The sequence below is a fragment of the Cellulomonas sp. P2_B4 genome (genome assembly GCF_056404795.1).
Window position 1 is genome coordinate 255903 of the sequence record NZ_JBFUDI010000004.1, and the last position, 15898, is coordinate 271800.

Consider the following 15898-nt stretch of genomic DNA (forward strand, 5'->3'; position numbering starts at 1 on the left):
ACGTACGCGGCCGCCCGTCGGATCGCCGACGAGCCGACGACGGACGTCTGGCGGCACTGGTGCGTCGGGGCCACCCGGGACAGGCTGGAGCCGACGCGAGGAGCAGCGACATGACCGACCACGCCGTGGTGATCGCGGGCGCGGGCCCGACCGGGCTGATGCTCGCGGCCGAGCTCGCGCTCGCGGGCGTCGACGTCGCCGTCGTCGAACGACGGGCCACCCAGGACGTCGACGGGTCGCGCGCCGGCGGCCTGCACGCGCGCACGATCGAGGTGCTCGACCAGCGGGGCATCGTCGACCGGTTCCTGACCGAGGGCAAGACGATGCAGATCACCGGCTTCGTCGGCATCTCCATGGACATCAGCGACTTCCCGACCCGCCATCCCTACGGGCTCGCGCTCTGGCAGAGCCACATCGAGCGGCTGCTGGCCGAGTGGGTCGACGAGCTGGGCGTGCCATTCCTGCGCGAGCGGTCCGTCTCCGGGCTGACCCAGGACGAGACCGGCGTCGACGTCGAGCTGTCCAACGGCACCGTGCTGCGCGCGCAGTACCTCGTCGGCTGCGACGGCGGCCGCAGCGTGGTCCGCAAGGCCGCCGGGATCGACTTCGTCGGCTGGGAGCCGACGACGAGCTACCTGATCGCCGAGGTCGAGACGACCGAGCCGCCGCAGGTCGGGATGCGTCGCGAGGGCGGGGGGATCGGTCCGGCGAGCCGGGACGAGGGCGAGTCGCGCTACCGCGTCGTGCTGATGGAGCGGGACGTCGTCGAGAACCGTGACGACCCGACGCTGCAGGACGTCCGGGAGGCGCTGACCGCCGCCTACGGCACCGACTACGGCGTGCACAGCCCGACGTGGGTCTCCCGCTTCACCGACGCCACCCGGCAGGCGGTCGCCTACCGAGCGGGCCGGGTGCTGCTCGCTGGGGACTCGGCCCACGTGCACCCGCCGCAGGGCGGACAGGGCCTCAACATCGGCGTGCAGGACGCCGTCAACCTCGGCTGGAAGCTGGCCCAGGTGGTGCACGGGGACTCGCCCGACACGCTGCTCGACAGCTACCACGCCGAGCGCCACCCGGTCGGCGCGCAGGTCCTGCAGAACACCATGGCGCAGGTCGCCCTCAGCACCCCCGACGACCGGCACGACGCGCTGCGCGACACGATGAGGGAGCTGCTCGGCATGGACGAGCCGCGTCGTCGGATCGCCGGGATGCTCTCCGGGCTCGACGTCCGCTACGACCTCGGCGAGGGCCACCCGCTTCTCGGCCGGCGCATGCCGGACCTCGACCTGCAGACCGCCGACGGCCCGACACGCGTCTTCGAGCTCCTGCACCCCGCGCGTCCCGTGCTGCTCCGGCTCGGTCAGCCCGGCGGGATCGACGACGAGGGTCGGGTGCGCGTCGTCGACGCGGGGTACGACGGCGCGTGGGAACTGCCGGTCGTGGGTGAGGTGGACGCACCCGCGGCGGTGCTGATCCGTCCCGACGGCTACGTGGCCTGGGCGGGAGACCTCACGGACGCGGAGCTGCCACGGGCGCTCGCCACGTGGTTCGGCGCCTAGAGCGAGAGGACCCAGCCGAACGCGGCGGCGGACAGCACGCCGATGAGCGTCCACGCGAGCATGCTGCCGCCGAGGTAGCCGACGTACTTGCCGTGCTCGGCCGCGGAGCTGCCCCACCGCGGCGCGGGCGCCCAACGGACGGTGTCGGCGACCTCGGAGAGGCGGGTCGTCAGCGGGGCGGTCGGGCTGGCCATGGGAGTGCTCCTTGTGGGTGCGTGCAGAAGGGGTGCCGGGATTGCCGACCCCTCCATGGTCCCACCCGTGCACCCCCCGGACCCGGGCCCTTCGGCCCTCTTCGCGACGAACGGCGGGCGACGCCCGTCACATCGGGAGCCGAGCGCCGTGGCACCCTGTCGCCCATGAACGGCTTCATGCACATCAACGGCGTCACGTACGACCTCGGACCGCAGAAGGACGCGAAGGCGCTCAACCAGCTCGCGATGCGGTTGCGCGCCGCGCAGGGCACGGAGCACCAGCTCGTCGTCCTCAATGGCCAGCGGGTCGAGCTGACGATCGACCTCTCGGCGGTCTGGGCGTCGGCCACCTGGGTCGAGTCCGGGCTCAGCGCCGCGCCGCCCGCGATCCGGCGGCGCTGACGCACCCGCCGCTCCACCAGGATCCGCGGGCGCAGGCCAGCGCGGGCCAGGTCCTCTGACGGACCCCGAGAAGTCGAGACCGTATCGATACGTGGAATCGCTCCCACAAGTGGGCCACCGATTTCTATGATCGGCTCGCGCGGCCTCGTGAGTGCGCACCGTCGACGACGACAGGGGGAACGCGTGGGCTGGTACGCGCGGTTGCTGATGCGCCGCGCGCGCGCTCAGTCGGCCCTGCTCGCCGTCGTGGCGGGCGTGGCGTTGCTGGCCACGTCGCTGCTCGGCACCTTCACTCTCCTGCTGACCGCGAGCCAGGACCGCATGGTCGGGGTCGCTCTCGACCGCACGCGCGCGGAGGACCGAGAGCTCGACGTTGTCGTCAGGCCACGGGCCGGGGACCGCACATTGCTGGACGGCGCCGACCAGCTCGTGACGGACACCCTTGGCACGGTCCCCGCCACGCGGGAGACGTGGCTGGCCTCGGCGATGTACACCGTGCGCGGCACCGCTGACGCGGTCCAGCCCTATGTGTACCTCGGCTCCGAGCCGGAGATCGCCCGAAGCAGCGTGCTCCTCAGCGGCGCCTTTCCGACTGCAGCCGTCGACGAGTCCGGGCGCGTTCTCGTCGCGGTTCCCCAGGTGGCGGCCGAGGCGTACGGCTGGCAGGTCGGGACCGTGGTGGACGTCGCCGTCGGAGGGCGGAGCGATCGGGCGACGCTCGTCGTCACCGGGACGTTCCGGCTGACCGGACCGGCTTCCTCGTGGCACCGGGACCCGCTGGCCGGGGCGGAGGAGGATGCGGCGTACCCGGTGCTTGGATCGGCCGGGTTCCTGACGACGAGAGCGTGGGGACCGCTCGTCACCGCAGGTCCGGACGTCCTGACGGACGGGACGGTGCAGCTGGGCACCGCGCACCTGGTCGCCCACCCCGACCTGGGGCAGGCCGGCGGCGACGAGGTGGCAGCCCTGCGGTCCCGGCTGGACGACGCGGAGCGTCGGCTCGCCGCGCTGACCGTCGACGGCGGGGACGCGCGGATCGAGTCCTACCTCGCCGACACGATCGACGCGGCCGCGGCCAGCCTGCGGGTCACCCAGGTCACCGTCGTGGTGGTCGCCCTCCTCCTGGTCGTGCTCGCGATCACCGTGCTGCTGGGTGCCGCTCGTCTGCTTGCCGAGCGGCGGGCACCCGAGCAGCGGCTGCTCTCGTCGCGCGGTGCGTCGGCGGGCCAGCTCACCGGCGTCGCCGGGCTCGAGGCGCTCGGCGTCGCCGTGGTCACTGCCGCGCTCGCGCCCTGGCTCGCGGGCGGTCTGTACCACGTGCTCACCGCCTCAGGCCCTGTCCGGGACGGCGGCCTGCACGTCGATCCCGGCCGACCGGCTGAGCTGTGGCTGGTGTGCTCTGTGTGCGCGCTCGTGCTCGCGGGGGTCCTGCTCGCTCCCGCGGTCCGGCTGCGCACCGCGACCGGCGCGGGCCGGGCGGACCGCACCGGGGCGCTCGCGCGCTCCGGGGCCGACATCGCGCTCGTCGTCCTCGCGGTCGTGGCGTTCCGCCAGCTGAGCACGTACCAGAACCCGATCGGGTCGGCGGGTTCCGCCGACCCGGTGCTCGTCCTGGCGCCCGCGCTGGTGCTGCTCGCGGGTGCCGTACTGACCCTTCGCCTGCTGCCCGTGCTGACGCGCGCGGGGGAGCGGCTCGCCTCCCGCAGCCGAGGCCTTGCCTCTCCCTTGGCCGCCTGGGAGCTCGGGCGTCGCCCGGGCCGGGCGTCTGCCTCGGTCCTCCTGCTGACGCTCGCGATCGGTGTCGGCACGTTCTCGCTCTCGTTCCTGTCGACGTGGCGGTCGTCGCAGCAGGACCAGGCCGACCTCGCGACCGGCACCGACGTTCGCGTGGTCCCAGCCGACGAGCTGGCGGCAGCGGCGTCAGCCGCCGGCCTGCCCGGCGTCGAGCACGTCGCGCCTGTGACGCTGCGCGACGCATCCGTCGGTATCGCGAGCTCGTCGGGTGACACGACCCTGACGACCACCGTCCTGGCCGTGGACACCACGCAGGCCGGAGCCCTCCTGCGTGGCCGGGTCGCCGGCGGGTGGGAGTCGCGGAYCCGCCACCTGCGACCGACGACGCCGGTCGAGGGCGTGCCGTTGCCGGGCGTGCCGCGGTATCTCGTCGTCGACCTGCGCACGACGCTGTCCGCACCCGTCGTCGGGTCCGTGCGTGTCTGGGCCGTCCTGCAGGACCCGACCGGTGAGCGCTCGACGGTCGCGCTCCGGACCCTGGAGCTCGAGGACTCGTGGACGGACGTCGTCGTGCCTGTGTCGGCGGTCGCCGGGACGAGCCTGGTCGGCGTCGTCGCGCGCGGGACGCCGTCGACGACGGACGCCCCGCCCGCCGCAGACGTGGCGATGACGCTCGAGGTGGCGCACCTGCGGGTCGCCACCGGTCCCCCGCTCCCCGCCGACGGGCAGGTGCCGCCGGTGGCCGAGCTCGCTGGTGTCAGTGCCGTCTCGCTGACCGACGGACGATGGGACACGGCCCACCGGACGACCGTCGACGCAGACGTCCTGCACCTCGAGTCGACCGTGCTCTCGGGGATCGACTACGGCGCGCCCGTCGCGCTCGCGGGGACGACCTTTGCCGACCCAGGCGCCGACGGCCTCCGGATCCCGGCGCTGGTGACGCCCGACCTGCTCGACGCGCTGTCGACGGACGTCGGGCGCTCGCTGCGGCTCACGGTCACGGGTGCTCCCGTGGACCTCCAGATCGTCGGGACCGTGCCGTACCTGCCGGGACATCCGGCGGGCAGCGGTGTCCTCGTCGACTCCGACCTCCTGGGCCGAGCCGCGATGGTGGCGGCCGGCGAGCCGCCGCCGACCGACGAGTGGTGGCTCTCCGTGCAGGACGCGCGCGCCGCGGCGGTGGCCTCGACGATCGAGACGACAGGCGGCGGCGTCGCGCACACCCGGGTGGCGGCGCGGACCGACGCGACCGACGGGCCTCTGCGGGTCGGCGTCCAGGCGGCCCTCTGGGTCGTCGTGGCCGCCGCCGTGGTGCTCGCCGTCGCCGGCATCGCGATGAGCGCGACGGTCTCCGTGCGGGCCCGGCGGCTCGAGCTCGCCCGGCTCCAGGCGCTGGGTGTGGCCCGGACGTCCCTGGTGCGGTCGCTGCTCCTCGAGCATGTCGTCGTCGCCACCCTCGGGCTGGCAGCCGGTGTCGCGATCGGGGCGTTCCTGGCCCGGGCCGTCGCACCGTTGGTCACGGTCTCCTCGACAGGCGGCACGCCGGTGCCTGGCGTGGTGGTGCACGCCGGCTGGTCCGCTCAGCTCGTCCTGCTGGGGATGCTGCTGGCCTCGACGGTGGCCGTCGTGGCCGTCGTGACGAACGTGCTGCTCAAGCGTGCGTCGGGCGAGCTGCTGCGGCTGGGGGACGACCAGTGAGCGCGTTCGCGGCGGTCCGGACCGGCGTCCGCGCGGCGACCGCAGACGTGGTGCTCGTGGGGCGCCGTCGCGCGCGGGCCGACATCGCCCTCGTGACCTTCACGGCGGTGGTCCTGGCGATCAGCGTCGCGCTCGCGCTCGTCGTCCCGCGTCTCGTCGCGATCGCCGCCGACGACGCCGTGCAGGAGGCGGTCCGCGACGCCGGCCCGTCCGCCGACCTCGTCGCCGGCATCGGCAGGCCGCAGGCGCCGACGACGAGCACGGACCGCGATCCCAACATCGCCGCCGAGCTGCGGGACTCGGCGGTGAGCGTCCGGCAGGCGCTGCCGGTCGGACTGCGCTCGGTCACCGGCCCGGGCACGGTCACGGTCGCGACCGGCGTCCGGCTCGCGGTCGCGGGCGACGTCTCGCTCGCCACGCGGCTGGTCTACGTCGGTTCGCCCGACGACGAGGCGCTCGTGCGGTGGGTGGACGGTACGGCGCCCGCGCTCTCGGTCCTGCCCGGGGCGGGCAGCGACAACCCGACGTCGGTGCACCAGATCCAGGTCGGGATGCAGGCCGACGTCGCAACGGCGCTCGGGGTGCGCGCCGGCGACCACGTGCGCGGCTCCCTGCCGACGCGGGGGAAGGCCGACATCGTCATCACCGGCCTGTACACCGCGATCGACCCCGGCGACCACGCCTGGGCGGACTCGCGCGACCTGCTGGCGGTGCAGGACGCGCCCCCGGGGGAGGAGCAGCGCGCTCGGGTGGGTCTCCTCGTCACCGACGAGTCCCTGCCGGACCTGGAGCTGGTCGTCCTGCGGCGTGCGGCCACGACCTCGTACCGGTACCCGACCGAGGCGAGCGCCGTGGACGCGGCCATGGCGCCGGGGGTCCTCGCCGAGCTCACGCGCGTGCAGGGGGACCCGGACATCCTGCACCAGAGCGACGGCCGCGTCCCGACGGTGTCGACGGACCTCGGGTCCGTGCTCACGGCGATCGCGGCCCGGCTCGCCGCCGCCCGAGCCCAGCAGTCGCTGGTGGTCGTCGGCCTGGCCGGGGTCGGCGCCCTCGTCCTGGTCCTCGCCGCGCGGCTCCTCGTGGGTCGCCGCGAGACCTTCCTGCTCGGGGAGCGGGCGCGGGGTGCGTCGCTCGCCGCGATCGCGTCCCGGGCGCTGGTGGAGTCCGTCCCGGTGGCCGTCGTCGCCGGAGCGGTCGGTGCCCTCGTCGCGATGCTCGCCGCGCGGGGTCCGGTCCGGTCTCCGGGAGTTGCCGTGTGCCTCGTCGCGGTCGCCGCGCTCGCGCCGCCCGCGATCGCGGTCGGCCGGTCGCGCGCCGCGTGGTCCGGGCGCCGGCAGCCGGCAAACCGTGCCGACCGGGACCGCCTGGAGCGGCGGCGCAGGTCTCGCCGGATCGTCGCTGAGGTCGCGGTGGGCGTGCTCGCCCTGGGCGCGTTCGTCTCCGTCCGCCGCCGCGGCCTGCTCCCACCGGGAGGCCGGGACGTCGATCTCCTGCTCGCGGCCGCACCGTTGCTGGCCGCGGCCGCCGTGACGATCGTCGTGGTGCACGCGATGCCGCCTCTGCTGCGCGCCGTGGCGCGCATCGCCCGCCGGAGCCGAGGACTCGTCCCGCTCGTCGCGACGGCCCGTGCGGGCGCTGTGCACGGGGCCGTCGTCCCGATGACGGCGTTGACCATGGCCATCGCGATGGTGGTCTTCTGCGGCACGACGACCGTGATGGTCCGCGCGGGGCAGGCGACCGCGGCGGGTGAACGCGTCGGCGCGGACGTGCGCGTGGACGGGCCGGTCACCCCGGCCGACATCGAGGCGCTGCGGGAGGCTCCCGGGGTCACGGCCGTCGCCGGCGTCGCGGTGCTGCCCGCGCGTGACCTCGGATCAGGATCGGGGACGAGGGTCGACCTCGTCCTGGTCGACGCCGAGGCGCTCGGCGCGGTCACCGGGGGCGAGGACGGCCGTGCGCTGGTCGGCTCGTCCGCGGGTGCGGTGCCCGCGCTGGTCGACCCGGGGCTCGTCCAGGTCGTCCGGCTGGTACCCCCGCAGGTGCTGGGCGCGTCCGAGAAGGTGGCCCTGGACGTCGTGGGGACGGTTCGCGCCGGATCGCGCGTCGGCGTACCCGTCTCGGGGTCTCCCGCCCGTCCCCGCGTCGTGGTGGACCGCGCGACGTTCGACGCGGCGCAGAACGAGACGACACCGCTGACGACCGTGCTGGTGGACGGCCCCGGCGCCGCCGCAGCCGTCGCCGCGGTCCACCTGGGCGACCGCCCGGCGGTGAGCGTCACCAGCCGTGCCGGCTGGCTGAGCGCGTGGGCGGCGGTTCCCCTCAACCGCGGGCTCGTCGTGCTGCTGTCGGCGGCGGCAGGGGTGCTGGCGCTGTACGCCGCGCTCGCCCTGGTCCTTCTCGTGGTGGCGACCTCGCGCGAGCGCGGCCGGACGCTGTCGGCGCTGCGCACCCTCGGGCTCGACGTCCGCACCGGCCGTGCACTGACGCTTGCCGAGCTGTCCCCCTTGGTCGGCGCCGCGCTCCTCGCCGGGGTCGCGATCGGGCTGGTCGTGCCGTGGTTGCTCGGCGGGGCGCTGGGGCTCGACGTCGCCACCGGCGGGTCGCACGCACCGCCGCTCGTCGTCGGCTGGTGGCCGGTCGTGGCGGCGTGCGTGACGGTGGGTGGCGCTCTCGTCGCGGCGGTGGTCGCTGAGGGTGCGATGCGGCGACGCGACCGGCTCGGTGACGTGCTGCGGGTGGGAGAGCGATGACGAGGTCAGGGACCGACGAGGAGGACGCACGATGACGACAACGCTCGACTCGCTCGAGGAGCGGGCACGAACGCGCCCCAGGGACTTCGGTGCGGACGCGCTGATCGTCTGCGACTCGCTCGTGCGCATCTACCAGTCGGAAGGCGTCGAGGTGCAGGCCCTGCAAGGCCTCGATCTGCTCATCGAGCCGGGGGAGCTCGTGGCGGTCGTCGGCGCGTCCGGGTCCGGCAAGTCGACCCTGCTGTCCGTGCTCTCCGGGCTGGACGTCCCGACGGCGGGACGCGTGCGCGTCGGGCCGTGGGACCTGATGGCCATGTCCGCGCGGCAGCGGATCGAGTACCGGCGATCGATGGTCGGCTTCGTCTGGCAGCAGACCGCCCGCAACCTGGTCCCGTACCTGACGTCGGCCGAGAACGCCGCGCTGCCGCTCGCGCTGGCCGGCCGCCCGCGCAAGGAGCGGGCCCGCCGGGCGGACGAGCTGCTCGACATGCTCGGCGTCGGGTACTGCGCCGACCGGCGTCCGGGCGAGATGTCCGGAGGCGAGCAGCAGCGCGTCGCGATCGCGGTCGGGCTCGCCAACGACCCGCAGGTCCTGTTCGCCGACGAGCCGACCGGCGAGCTCGACAGTGCGACGTCGCACGAGGTGCTCGAGTGCCTGCGCACGTCGAACCGCGAGCTGGGAACCACCGTCGTCGTCGTGACGCACGACCTGGCGGTCTCGGAGCACGTCCGTCGGACGGTGTCGATCCGGGACGGGCGCACGTCGTCGGAGGTCGTGCGCCGCACGGACACCCACGAGGACGGCAGCGAGCACGTGGTCGCCGAGGAGTTCGCCGTGCTGGACCGCGCCGGTCGCCTGCAGCTGCCGCGCGAGTACCGGGACGCGCTCGACCTCGTCGGCCGGGTGCGGCTCCTGCTCGAGGAGTCTCACGTGTCCGTCTGGCCGGGCGGGTCACGGCCCGCGACCCCCGACGAGGAGCAGCGATGAGCATCACGACGACCAGGCCGGTCGTCCTCGTCGAGGGCGTCAGCCGGACGTACGGGACGGGCCCGACCGCGGTCCGGGCGGTCGACGACGTGTCCTTCACGGTGGCGCCGGGCGAGCTCGTCGCGCTCGTCGGGCGCTCCGGGTCCGGCAAGACGACGCTGCTGAACTGCGTCGGTGGGCTGGACCGTCCCGACGAGGGGCGCGTGCTCGTCGACGGCCGCGAGGTCTCCTCGCTCGACGAGTCCGGCCTGGTCGAGCTGCGCCGCGACGTCGTGTCGTTCGTCTTCCAGACCTTCGGGCTGGTGCCCGTGCTGACCGCGGCCGAGAACGTCGGCGTGCCGCTGCGGCTGCGCAAGGTGCCGGTTGCGGACCGTGAGGCGCGCGTGGAGCTGCTGCTCGATCTCGTCGGCCTCGGTGCGCACGCCCAGCAGCGCCCCGCCGAGATGTCCGGCGGTCAGCAGCAGCGGGTGGCGATCGCACGTGCACTGGCCAACTCGCCCCGCCTGCTCGTGGCCGACGAGCCCACCGGACAGCTCGACACCGAGACCGGCACGGCGGTCATGGCGCTGCTGCGGGCCATCGTCGAGGCCGAGGGCATGACGGCCATCGTCTCGACGCACGACCCCCTGATGATCTCCCTCGCCGACCGGGTGCTGCGGCTCGCGGACGGTCGCCTGGTCGAGCAGTAGCCGCGTCGGTCAGCCGTCGAGCGAGACCTCGAGCAGCGCGCACGAGAAGTCGGCGAAGTCCTTCTGGCCGACCACCGTGAGCCCGTACGCGCCGTAGTAGTCGTAGAGCACGGGGTTCGTCGTGCGGCAGTCGAGCCGGAGCATGTCCACGCCCGCGTCGACCCCGCGCTGCCGCGCCCAGTCGAGCAGCGCCGTGCCGACGCCCTCGCCGGTGTGCCGGCGGTCGACCATGAGGCCGTGGACGTAGACCGCGGGCGTCTGGTCGGCCCCCCAGAAGTCCGGGTCGGTCCAGAGCAGACGCAGCGTCCCGACGAGCCCCGCGGCATCCCGGACGACGTACCACTCGCCGGCCGCGACCTGGCGGGCGATGCGCTCGTGCGGGAGCGATCCCTGCGGCCACTGCACGGTCCCGTTGGCGGCCATCCAGTCCTCGAGCGACCGGCGCAGGGCGTGGATCGCGTCGATGTCGTCAGGCGTCGCGGGGACCGGAGAGAGCATGTCGGCGACCGTACCTCTCACCGCGCCGACGTGAGCGCCTCCCGGTACTGGGCGGTCGTCCCGTCCGGCCGGACCTCCTGCAGCACGTGCTCGTCGACGCCGAGCGACGAGAGCAGCGCGGTGAGCTCGGCGACGTCGTCGGGCGACTGGACCGTCGGGTCGACGGTCGTGCGGACCTGGACCTCGACGCCTGCGCGCTGGACCAGCCGGAGGGACGCGAGGGCCTTCGCCCACGCGTCGACCCCGGTCTGGGCGGCGTACAGGCGCGGCACCGACTTGATGTCGAGGCCCACCCAGTCGACGAGGTCGAGCACCTGCGCGAGCCTCGTCGGAAAGGTCCCTGCGGTGTGCAGCCCGACCCCGAACCCGAGCCCGCGGACCTCGGTCATCGCGTCGCGCAGACCGTGCTGCCGGGTGGGCTCCCCGCCGGAGAACACGACCCCGTCGAGCAGGCCGCGCCTCCGGGACAGGAGGTCCACGACGGACGCCCACGGCACCGAGCCCGGCGTCCGCGGGTCGATCAGCAACGGGTTGTGGCAGTACGTGCAGGCCAGCGGGCAGCCCTGCAGGAACACCGTCGCAACGAGCCGGCCCGGCCAGTCGCAGGTCGACAGGGGAGTCAGACCTGCGACGGCCAGGCTGGTCATCGCTGCTCCACGAAGTGCACGCGCTCGGCGTGCTCGCCCTTCTTGCCCACGTTGAACGACGACACCGGCCGGTGGTACCCCATGACCCGCGTCCACACCTCGGTCCCGCCGCCGCACGTCGGGCACTGGAGGACCTCGCCCGCCAGGTACCCGTGCGACGCGCAGATGGAGAACGTCGGCGTCACCGTGATGTACGGCAGCCGGTGGTTCTCGAGCGCGCGCTGCACCAGCTTGCGGCAGGCCTCAGGCGTCGAGAGGCGCTCGGACATGTAGAGGTGCAGCACCGTGCCACCCGTGTACTTGGTCTGCAGCTCGTCCTGGCGGTCCAGGGCCTCGAACGGGTCGTCGGTGAAGCCCACGGGCAGCTGCGAGGAGTTGGTGTAGTACGGGTGGGCGACGGTGCCGGCCTGCAGGATCGACGGGAACCGCAGGCGGTCCTCCTTGGCGAACCGGTAGGTCGTGCCCTCCGCCGGCGTGGCCTCGAGGTTGTACAGGTGCCCGGTCGCCTCCTGGAACTCGACCATCCGCGCCCGCACGTGGTCGAGGAGCGCGACGGCGTAGGCGTGGCCCTCCTGCGACGTGATGTCGTGCGCGTCGCCGGTGAAGTTGCGCACCATCTCGTTCACGCCGTTGACGCCGATGGTCGAGAAGTGGTTGGCCAGGCCGCCGGCGAGGTAGCGCTTCGTGTACGGGAACAGGCCGTCCTCGATGTAGCCGTCGATCACCTCGCGCTTGAGCTCGAGGGAGTCGCGCGCGAGGTCGAGCAGGTGGTCGAGGGCCCGCAGCAGGCCCGGCCAGTTGTCGCGGTGCAGGTAGCCGAGGCGCGCGCAGTTCACGGTGACGACGCCCAGCGACCCCGTCTGCTCGGCCGAGCCGAACAGCCCGTTGCCGCGCTTGAGCAGCTCGCGCAGGTCCAGCTGCAGCCGGCAGCACATCGACCGGATCTGCCCGGGCTCCAGGTCGGAGTTCAGGAAGTTCTGGAAGTACGGCAGGCCGTACTTGGCGGTCATCGCGAAGAGCCGGTCGGCGTTGGGGGAGTCCCAGTCGAAGTCGGAGGTGATGTTGTAGGTGGGGATCGGGAACGTGAACACGCGGCCCGACGCGTCGCCCTCGGTCATCACCTCGATGTACGCGCGGTTGATCATCGCCATCTCGTCGGTGAGGTCGCCGTACGTGAAGTCGACGGGCTCGCCGCCGACGAGCGGGACCTCGTCGCGCAGGTCGTCCGGGCAGGTCCAGTCGAAGGTCAGGTTGGTGAACGGGGTCTGCGTGCCCCAGCGCGACGGCACGTTGAGGTTGTGCACGAGCTCCTGCACGAGCTGACGGACCTCGTCGTACGAGAGCGCGTCCGTCCGCACGAACGGCGCCATGTACGTGTCGAACGAGCTGAACGCCTGCGCACCCGCCCACTCGTTCTGCAGGGTGCCCAAGAAGTTCACGATCTGGCCGACGGCCGAGGAGAAGTGCCGCGCCGGCCGCGACTCGATGGTCCCGGGGACCCCGTTGAACCCCTCGCTCAGCAGCATGCGCAGCGACCAGCCGGCGCAGTAGCCGCTCAGCAGGTCGAGGTCGTGGATGTGCAGGTCGCCCTCGCGGTGCGCGTTGCCGACGGCGGCGGGGTACACCTGCGAGAGCCAGTAGTTGGCGGTCACCTTGCCCGCGGTCTGCAGGATCAGACCGCCGAGCGAGTAGCCCTGGTTGGCGTTGGCGTTCACCCGCCAGTCGGAGCGGTCCAGGTACTCGTCGATCGTCGAGGCGACGTCGATGGTGTGGGGGCGGGCAGGAGATGGGCGCACGGGAGTGGTGCTCATGGCTGGTCCTCGTCGGGTCGAAACCGTGGGGTGACTGGGACCGGCGCCGCCCGTGCGGGGGTGGAGCTCGATTCGTGGTCACGACCGTAGACCCGGTGCAGGTGCGACCCCGCGCAGGACCGCTCGGCGAGTCGGGCTCGCCCGCGATCCGGACGGGCTAGGTCCCCATCGTGCCGATGGCGCCGACGACGGGCCCGACGACGAAGAACGCGACCGCCGCCGCGAGCACGGCCCCGGCCCCGACCCACGCCAGGACGGGGAGCGTCGGCGCATCGCGGAACGTGGCGTTCTGGTAGTCGCGCCACGCCCTGACCAGCAGGAACACCGCGCCACCGGCGCTGAGGTACCAGAGCGTCCCCGACGCACCCGTCACCAGGCCGATCAGGCCCGTGACCAGCAGGATCGCGATGGCTCCGCCGAACATCCAGAACCCGCGGCGGCGCAGGCCCAGCGCGTCGTCGAGACGGTTCTGCTGGTAGGCGGCGCCCTGCGACACGCTCTCGGCGAGGTTGGCCGACTGCCCGAGCCGCGTCGGCACGGTGCTGGCGAACCCGGAGGTCTGCGCGCCGAACGACGAGGGCTGCGTGCCGAACGACGACGGCTGCGCGCCGAACGACTGGGGGACGGCGGCGATGGGCGACTGCGCCTGGACCGGGACCGCAGCCGGCGCCGCGAGCGGCCTCGTGTGCTCGGTCCAGCCCGTGCCGTCGAACCAGCGCACAGCGCCGACCGTCGTTCCGTCGTCGTACCAACCGGCCCCCGGCAGCGAACTCATCGGGCGATGGTGCCAGCCGTCGCTCACCCGGGGTCGCGATCGTGGGCGATTCACCCGGATGCTGCGGTCCTCGTCGCGGAGCCGACGGGCCAGTATCCTTGACTGTGGGAGCGATCCCACACCCGCGACCGCTCGACGAGGAGCCGACGCATGACCCACCCGATCGACCGCCGGACCGTCCTGCTCGGCGGCAGCGCGGCGCTGCTGCTGGCGGCCTGCACGCCGTCGGGTCGAGAGACCCCCACCCCGACCTCCTCGGGTCCCACGTTCCCCGAGGCGTTCACCTGGGGCGTCGCGACGTCGGCGTTCCAGGTCGAGGGTTCGACGACGGTCGACGGCCGGGGCCCGTCGATCTGGGACACGTTCGCCGCGAAGCCGGGGAACATCGACGGGGGAGCGACCGGCGACCCGGCCGCCGACCACTACCGCCGGTGGTCGTCGGACCTCGACCTGCTCGTCGAGCTGGGCATCCCGGCGTACCGGTTCTCGGTCGCGTGGCCGCGCGTGCAGCCGACCGGCTCGGGCGCGACGAACCCCCAGGGCGTCGACTTCTACCGACGGCTCGTCGACGGCCTCCTGGAGCGCGGGCTCCACCCCGCGATCACGCTCTACCACTGGGACCTGCCGCAGCCGCTCCAGGACGTCGGCGGCTGGGCGTCCCGCGACACCGCGCAACGGTTCGCCGACTACGCCGCGATCGTGTTCGACGCCCTCGGCGACGTCGACGCGACGTGGCTGACGATCAACGAGCCGAAGACGACGGCCTACGTCGGCTACGCGGGCACCGAGCACGCGCCGGGCCTCGGCGACCAGGACGCCGGCGTGGCCGCGGTCCACCACCAGCTGCTCGCGCACGGCCTGGCGGTCCAGGCCTTCCGGGACTCCGGGGCCGACGGCCAGGTCGGCATCGCGCTCAACCTCCTACCCGTGTACTCGGTGGGCTCGTCGGACAAGGCCGCCCTGCGCGTCGACGCCGTCGAGAACCGCATGTTCCTGGACCCGCTGCTCGCCGGCGCCTACCCCGACGACGCGATCGGCGACCGCAGCGGCCAGATGCACGCGGACCCCGACCGGTTCGCGGCGCTCGTCCAGGCCGGCGACCTCGACCTCATCGGCACGCCGTGCGACGTCCTCGGCGTGAACTACTACGGCGTCGCGATGATCGACGAGGGTGGCAACTACCGGAACGTCTACCCGACGTCGGCCGCGGGCTGGCAGCAGATCCACGCCGAGGGTCTGTACGACCTGCTCACCCGGCTCCGTGACGACTACCCGAGCCTGCCGCCGATGCACATCACCGAGAACGGCATCCCCGACGACGAGACGTACCCCGGACCGCACGACGACGCCCGGATCGAGTACCTGCGCACGCACCTCGAGCAGGCCGCGCGGGCGATCGGCGACGGCGTCGACCTGCGTGGCTACTACGCGTGGTCGTTCCTCGACAACTTCGAGTGGGCGCGCGGGCTGCGCCAGCGCTGGGGGCTCGTGGACGTCGACTTCGACACCCAGGAGCGCACCCCGAAGGACAGCGCCTCCTGGTACGCGGACCAGATCAGGGCTGCGTCACCACGCGCAGGTCGTCCAACGTCTGGCGGATGATCGCCGGCAGGTCGGCCGGGGCGGGGTCCGCGACCCACGTCTCGAACCCGACCGAGAACGCCGTCACCCCCGCCGACGCGGCCAGCGCCGCGGTCGGACCCGGCACGCCGCGTGCGCGCAGGGCCTGCGTCGCCGCGCCCGTGAGCGTCGCCATCTTGAACAGCTCGCGCTCCTGCAGGCTCGGGTTCGCCGCGATGACACCGGCACGCCGCTGAGCGTGGTCGCGCCGCTCCTCGAGGATCGTCCCGGCGCTCGCGAAGGCCTCGCCGACGACCTCGATCGGCGTCTGACCGGCCGGGGCGTCGCGGATCGCGTCGACGATGTGGGTCCGCAGGGCGTCCGACCCGTCGAACAGCACCTCGCGCTTGTCGGCGAAGTGCCGGAAGTAGGTGCGCTCGGTGACGCCGGCACGCTCGGCGATGTCCCCGACCGTCGTCTGCTCGAACCCGCGCTCGGCGTAGAGCTCCAGCGCCACGCGCGCCAGTCGTCCGCGCGCGTCCGGCTCCCATCGACCCATGGCGACGAGTGTAGTGATGACAGACGCTGAC

At 73.6% G+C, this 15898-nt stretch carries 13 protein-coding genes; 7 read left to right on the forward strand and 6 right to left on the reverse strand.

Annotated elements, in window-relative coordinates; all coding sequences use genetic code 11:
- Positions 1–110: 110 nt before the first annotated feature.
- On the forward strand, positions 111–1559 hold the full coding sequence (locus AC1DZC_RS09120; protein ID WP_477043025.1) for an FAD-dependent monooxygenase: 1449 nt from the start codon (positions 111–113) through the stop codon (positions 1557–1559).
- Here AC1DZC_RS09120 and AC1DZC_RS09125 read toward each other — a convergent pair.
- A complete protein-coding gene (locus tag AC1DZC_RS09125; RefSeq protein WP_477038291.1) occupies positions 1556–1753 on the reverse strand; it encodes a chemotaxis protein CheW in 198 nt (65 codons plus the stop codon). The genes AC1DZC_RS09120 and AC1DZC_RS09125 overlap by 4 nt on opposite strands.
- Positions 1754–1918: 165 nt before the next feature.
- On the opposite strand from AC1DZC_RS09125, the gene AC1DZC_RS09130 reads away from it, so the two are divergent.
- The 5 genes from AC1DZC_RS09130 to AC1DZC_RS09150 all read left to right on the forward strand — a co-directional run bounded on the left by AC1DZC_RS09130 (position 1919) and on the right by AC1DZC_RS09150 (position 10017).
- Positions 1919–2155, forward strand: a complete 237-nt coding sequence (locus AC1DZC_RS09130; protein WP_477043026.1) for a hypothetical protein — start codon at positions 1919–1921, stop codon at positions 2153–2155.
- Between the two features lie 183 nt (positions 2156–2338).
- Entirely contained in the window at positions 2339–5587 is a 3249-nt protein-coding gene (locus tag AC1DZC_RS09135; RefSeq protein WP_477043027.1) for an FtsX-like permease family protein, read from the forward strand.
- Positions 5584–8340 (forward strand): hypothetical protein, encoded by a 2757-nt coding sequence (locus AC1DZC_RS09140; protein WP_477043028.1) that lies wholly within the window; start codon positions 5584–5586, stop codon positions 8338–8340. The genes AC1DZC_RS09135 and AC1DZC_RS09140 overlap by 4 nt, the downstream gene beginning before the upstream one ends.
- A 31-nt stretch (positions 8341–8371) precedes the next feature.
- On the forward strand, positions 8372–9328 hold the full coding sequence (locus AC1DZC_RS09145) for an ABC transporter ATP-binding protein (RefSeq protein WP_477038287.1): 957 nt from the start codon (positions 8372–8374) through the stop codon (positions 9326–9328).
- Entirely contained in the window at positions 9325–10017 is a 693-nt protein-coding gene (locus AC1DZC_RS09150) for an ABC transporter ATP-binding protein (protein ID WP_477038286.1), read from the forward strand. Before AC1DZC_RS09145 ends, AC1DZC_RS09150 begins: the two co-directional genes overlap by 4 nt.
- A gap of 9 nt (positions 10018–10026) precedes the next feature.
- Here the strand turns inward: AC1DZC_RS09150 and AC1DZC_RS09155 are convergent, their stop codons facing one another.
- From AC1DZC_RS09155 to AC1DZC_RS09170, 4 genes are all read right to left on the reverse strand, one after another.
- A complete protein-coding gene (locus AC1DZC_RS09155; protein ID WP_477043029.1) occupies positions 10027–10515 on the reverse strand; it encodes a GNAT family N-acetyltransferase in 489 nt (162 codons plus the stop codon).
- Between the two features lie 17 nt (positions 10516–10532).
- The gene (locus tag AC1DZC_RS09160; RefSeq protein ID WP_477043030.1) at positions 10533–11162 is read right to left on the reverse strand and encodes an anaerobic ribonucleoside-triphosphate reductase activating protein; all 630 of its coding nucleotides are present in this window, start codon (positions 11160–11162) and stop codon (positions 10533–10535) included.
- Entirely contained in the window at positions 11159–12973 is a 1815-nt protein-coding gene (locus AC1DZC_RS09165) for a ribonucleoside triphosphate reductase (protein WP_477043031.1), read from the reverse strand. Before AC1DZC_RS09165 ends, AC1DZC_RS09160 begins: the two co-directional genes overlap by 4 nt.
- A 157-nt stretch (positions 12974–13130) precedes the next feature.
- Complete coding sequence (locus AC1DZC_RS09170; RefSeq protein ID WP_477043032.1) at positions 13131–13748, reverse strand: DUF2510 domain-containing protein; 618 nt, start codon at positions 13746–13748, stop codon at positions 13131–13133.
- A 150-nt stretch (positions 13749–13898) separates the two neighbouring features.
- On the opposite strand from AC1DZC_RS09170, the gene AC1DZC_RS09175 reads away from it, so the two are divergent.
- On the forward strand, positions 13899–15350 hold the full coding sequence (locus AC1DZC_RS09175; RefSeq protein WP_477043033.1) for a GH1 family beta-glucosidase: 1452 nt from the start codon (positions 13899–13901) through the stop codon (positions 15348–15350).
- Here the strand turns inward: AC1DZC_RS09175 and AC1DZC_RS09180 are convergent.
- On the reverse strand, positions 15304–15867 hold the full coding sequence (locus AC1DZC_RS09180) for a TetR/AcrR family transcriptional regulator (RefSeq protein ID WP_477043034.1): 564 nt from the start codon (positions 15865–15867) through the stop codon (positions 15304–15306). The genes AC1DZC_RS09175 and AC1DZC_RS09180 overlap by 47 nt on opposite strands.
- Positions 15868–15898 lie beyond the last annotated feature (31 nt).

Excerpts from the sequence above, each read along its gene's own strand:
- AC1DZC_RS09120 (WP_477043025.1), top strand. The coding sequence starts at position 111 with ATGACCGACCACGCCGTGGTGATCGCGGGCGCGGGCCCGACCGGGCTG.
- AC1DZC_RS09125 (WP_477038291.1), bottom strand. The coding sequence starts at position 1,753 with ATGGCCAGCCCGACCGCCCCGCTGACGACCCGCCTCTCCGAGGTCGCC.
- AC1DZC_RS09130 (WP_477043026.1), top strand. The coding sequence starts at position 1,919 with ATGAACGGCTTCATGCACATCAACGGCGTCACGTACGACCTCGGACCG.
- AC1DZC_RS09145 (WP_477038287.1), top strand. The coding sequence starts at position 8,372 with ATGACGACAACGCTCGACTCGCTCGAGGAGCGGGCACGAACGCGCCCC.
- AC1DZC_RS09150 (WP_477038286.1), top strand. The coding sequence starts at position 9,325 with ATGAGCATCACGACGACCAGGCCGGTCGTCCTCGTCGAGGGCGTCAGC.
- AC1DZC_RS09155 (WP_477043029.1), bottom strand. The coding sequence starts at position 10,515 with ATGCTCTCTCCGGTCCCCGCGACGCCTGACGACATCGACGCGATCCAC.
- AC1DZC_RS09160 (WP_477043030.1), bottom strand. The coding sequence starts at position 11,162 with ATGACCAGCCTGGCCGTCGCAGGTCTGACTCCCCTGTCGACCTGCGAC.
- AC1DZC_RS09165 (WP_477043031.1), bottom strand. The coding sequence starts at position 12,973 with ATGAGCACCACTCCCGTGCGCCCATCTCCTGCCCGCCCCCACACCATC.
- AC1DZC_RS09170 (WP_477043032.1), bottom strand. The coding sequence starts at position 13,748 with ATGAGTTCGCTGCCGGGGGCCGGTTGGTACGACGACGGAACGACGGTC.
- AC1DZC_RS09175 (WP_477043033.1), top strand. The coding sequence starts at position 13,899 with ATGACCCACCCGATCGACCGCCGGACCGTCCTGCTCGGCGGCAGCGCG.
- AC1DZC_RS09180 (WP_477043034.1), bottom strand. The coding sequence starts at position 15,867 with ATGGGTCGATGGGAGCCGGACGCGCGCGGACGACTGGCGCGCGTGGCG.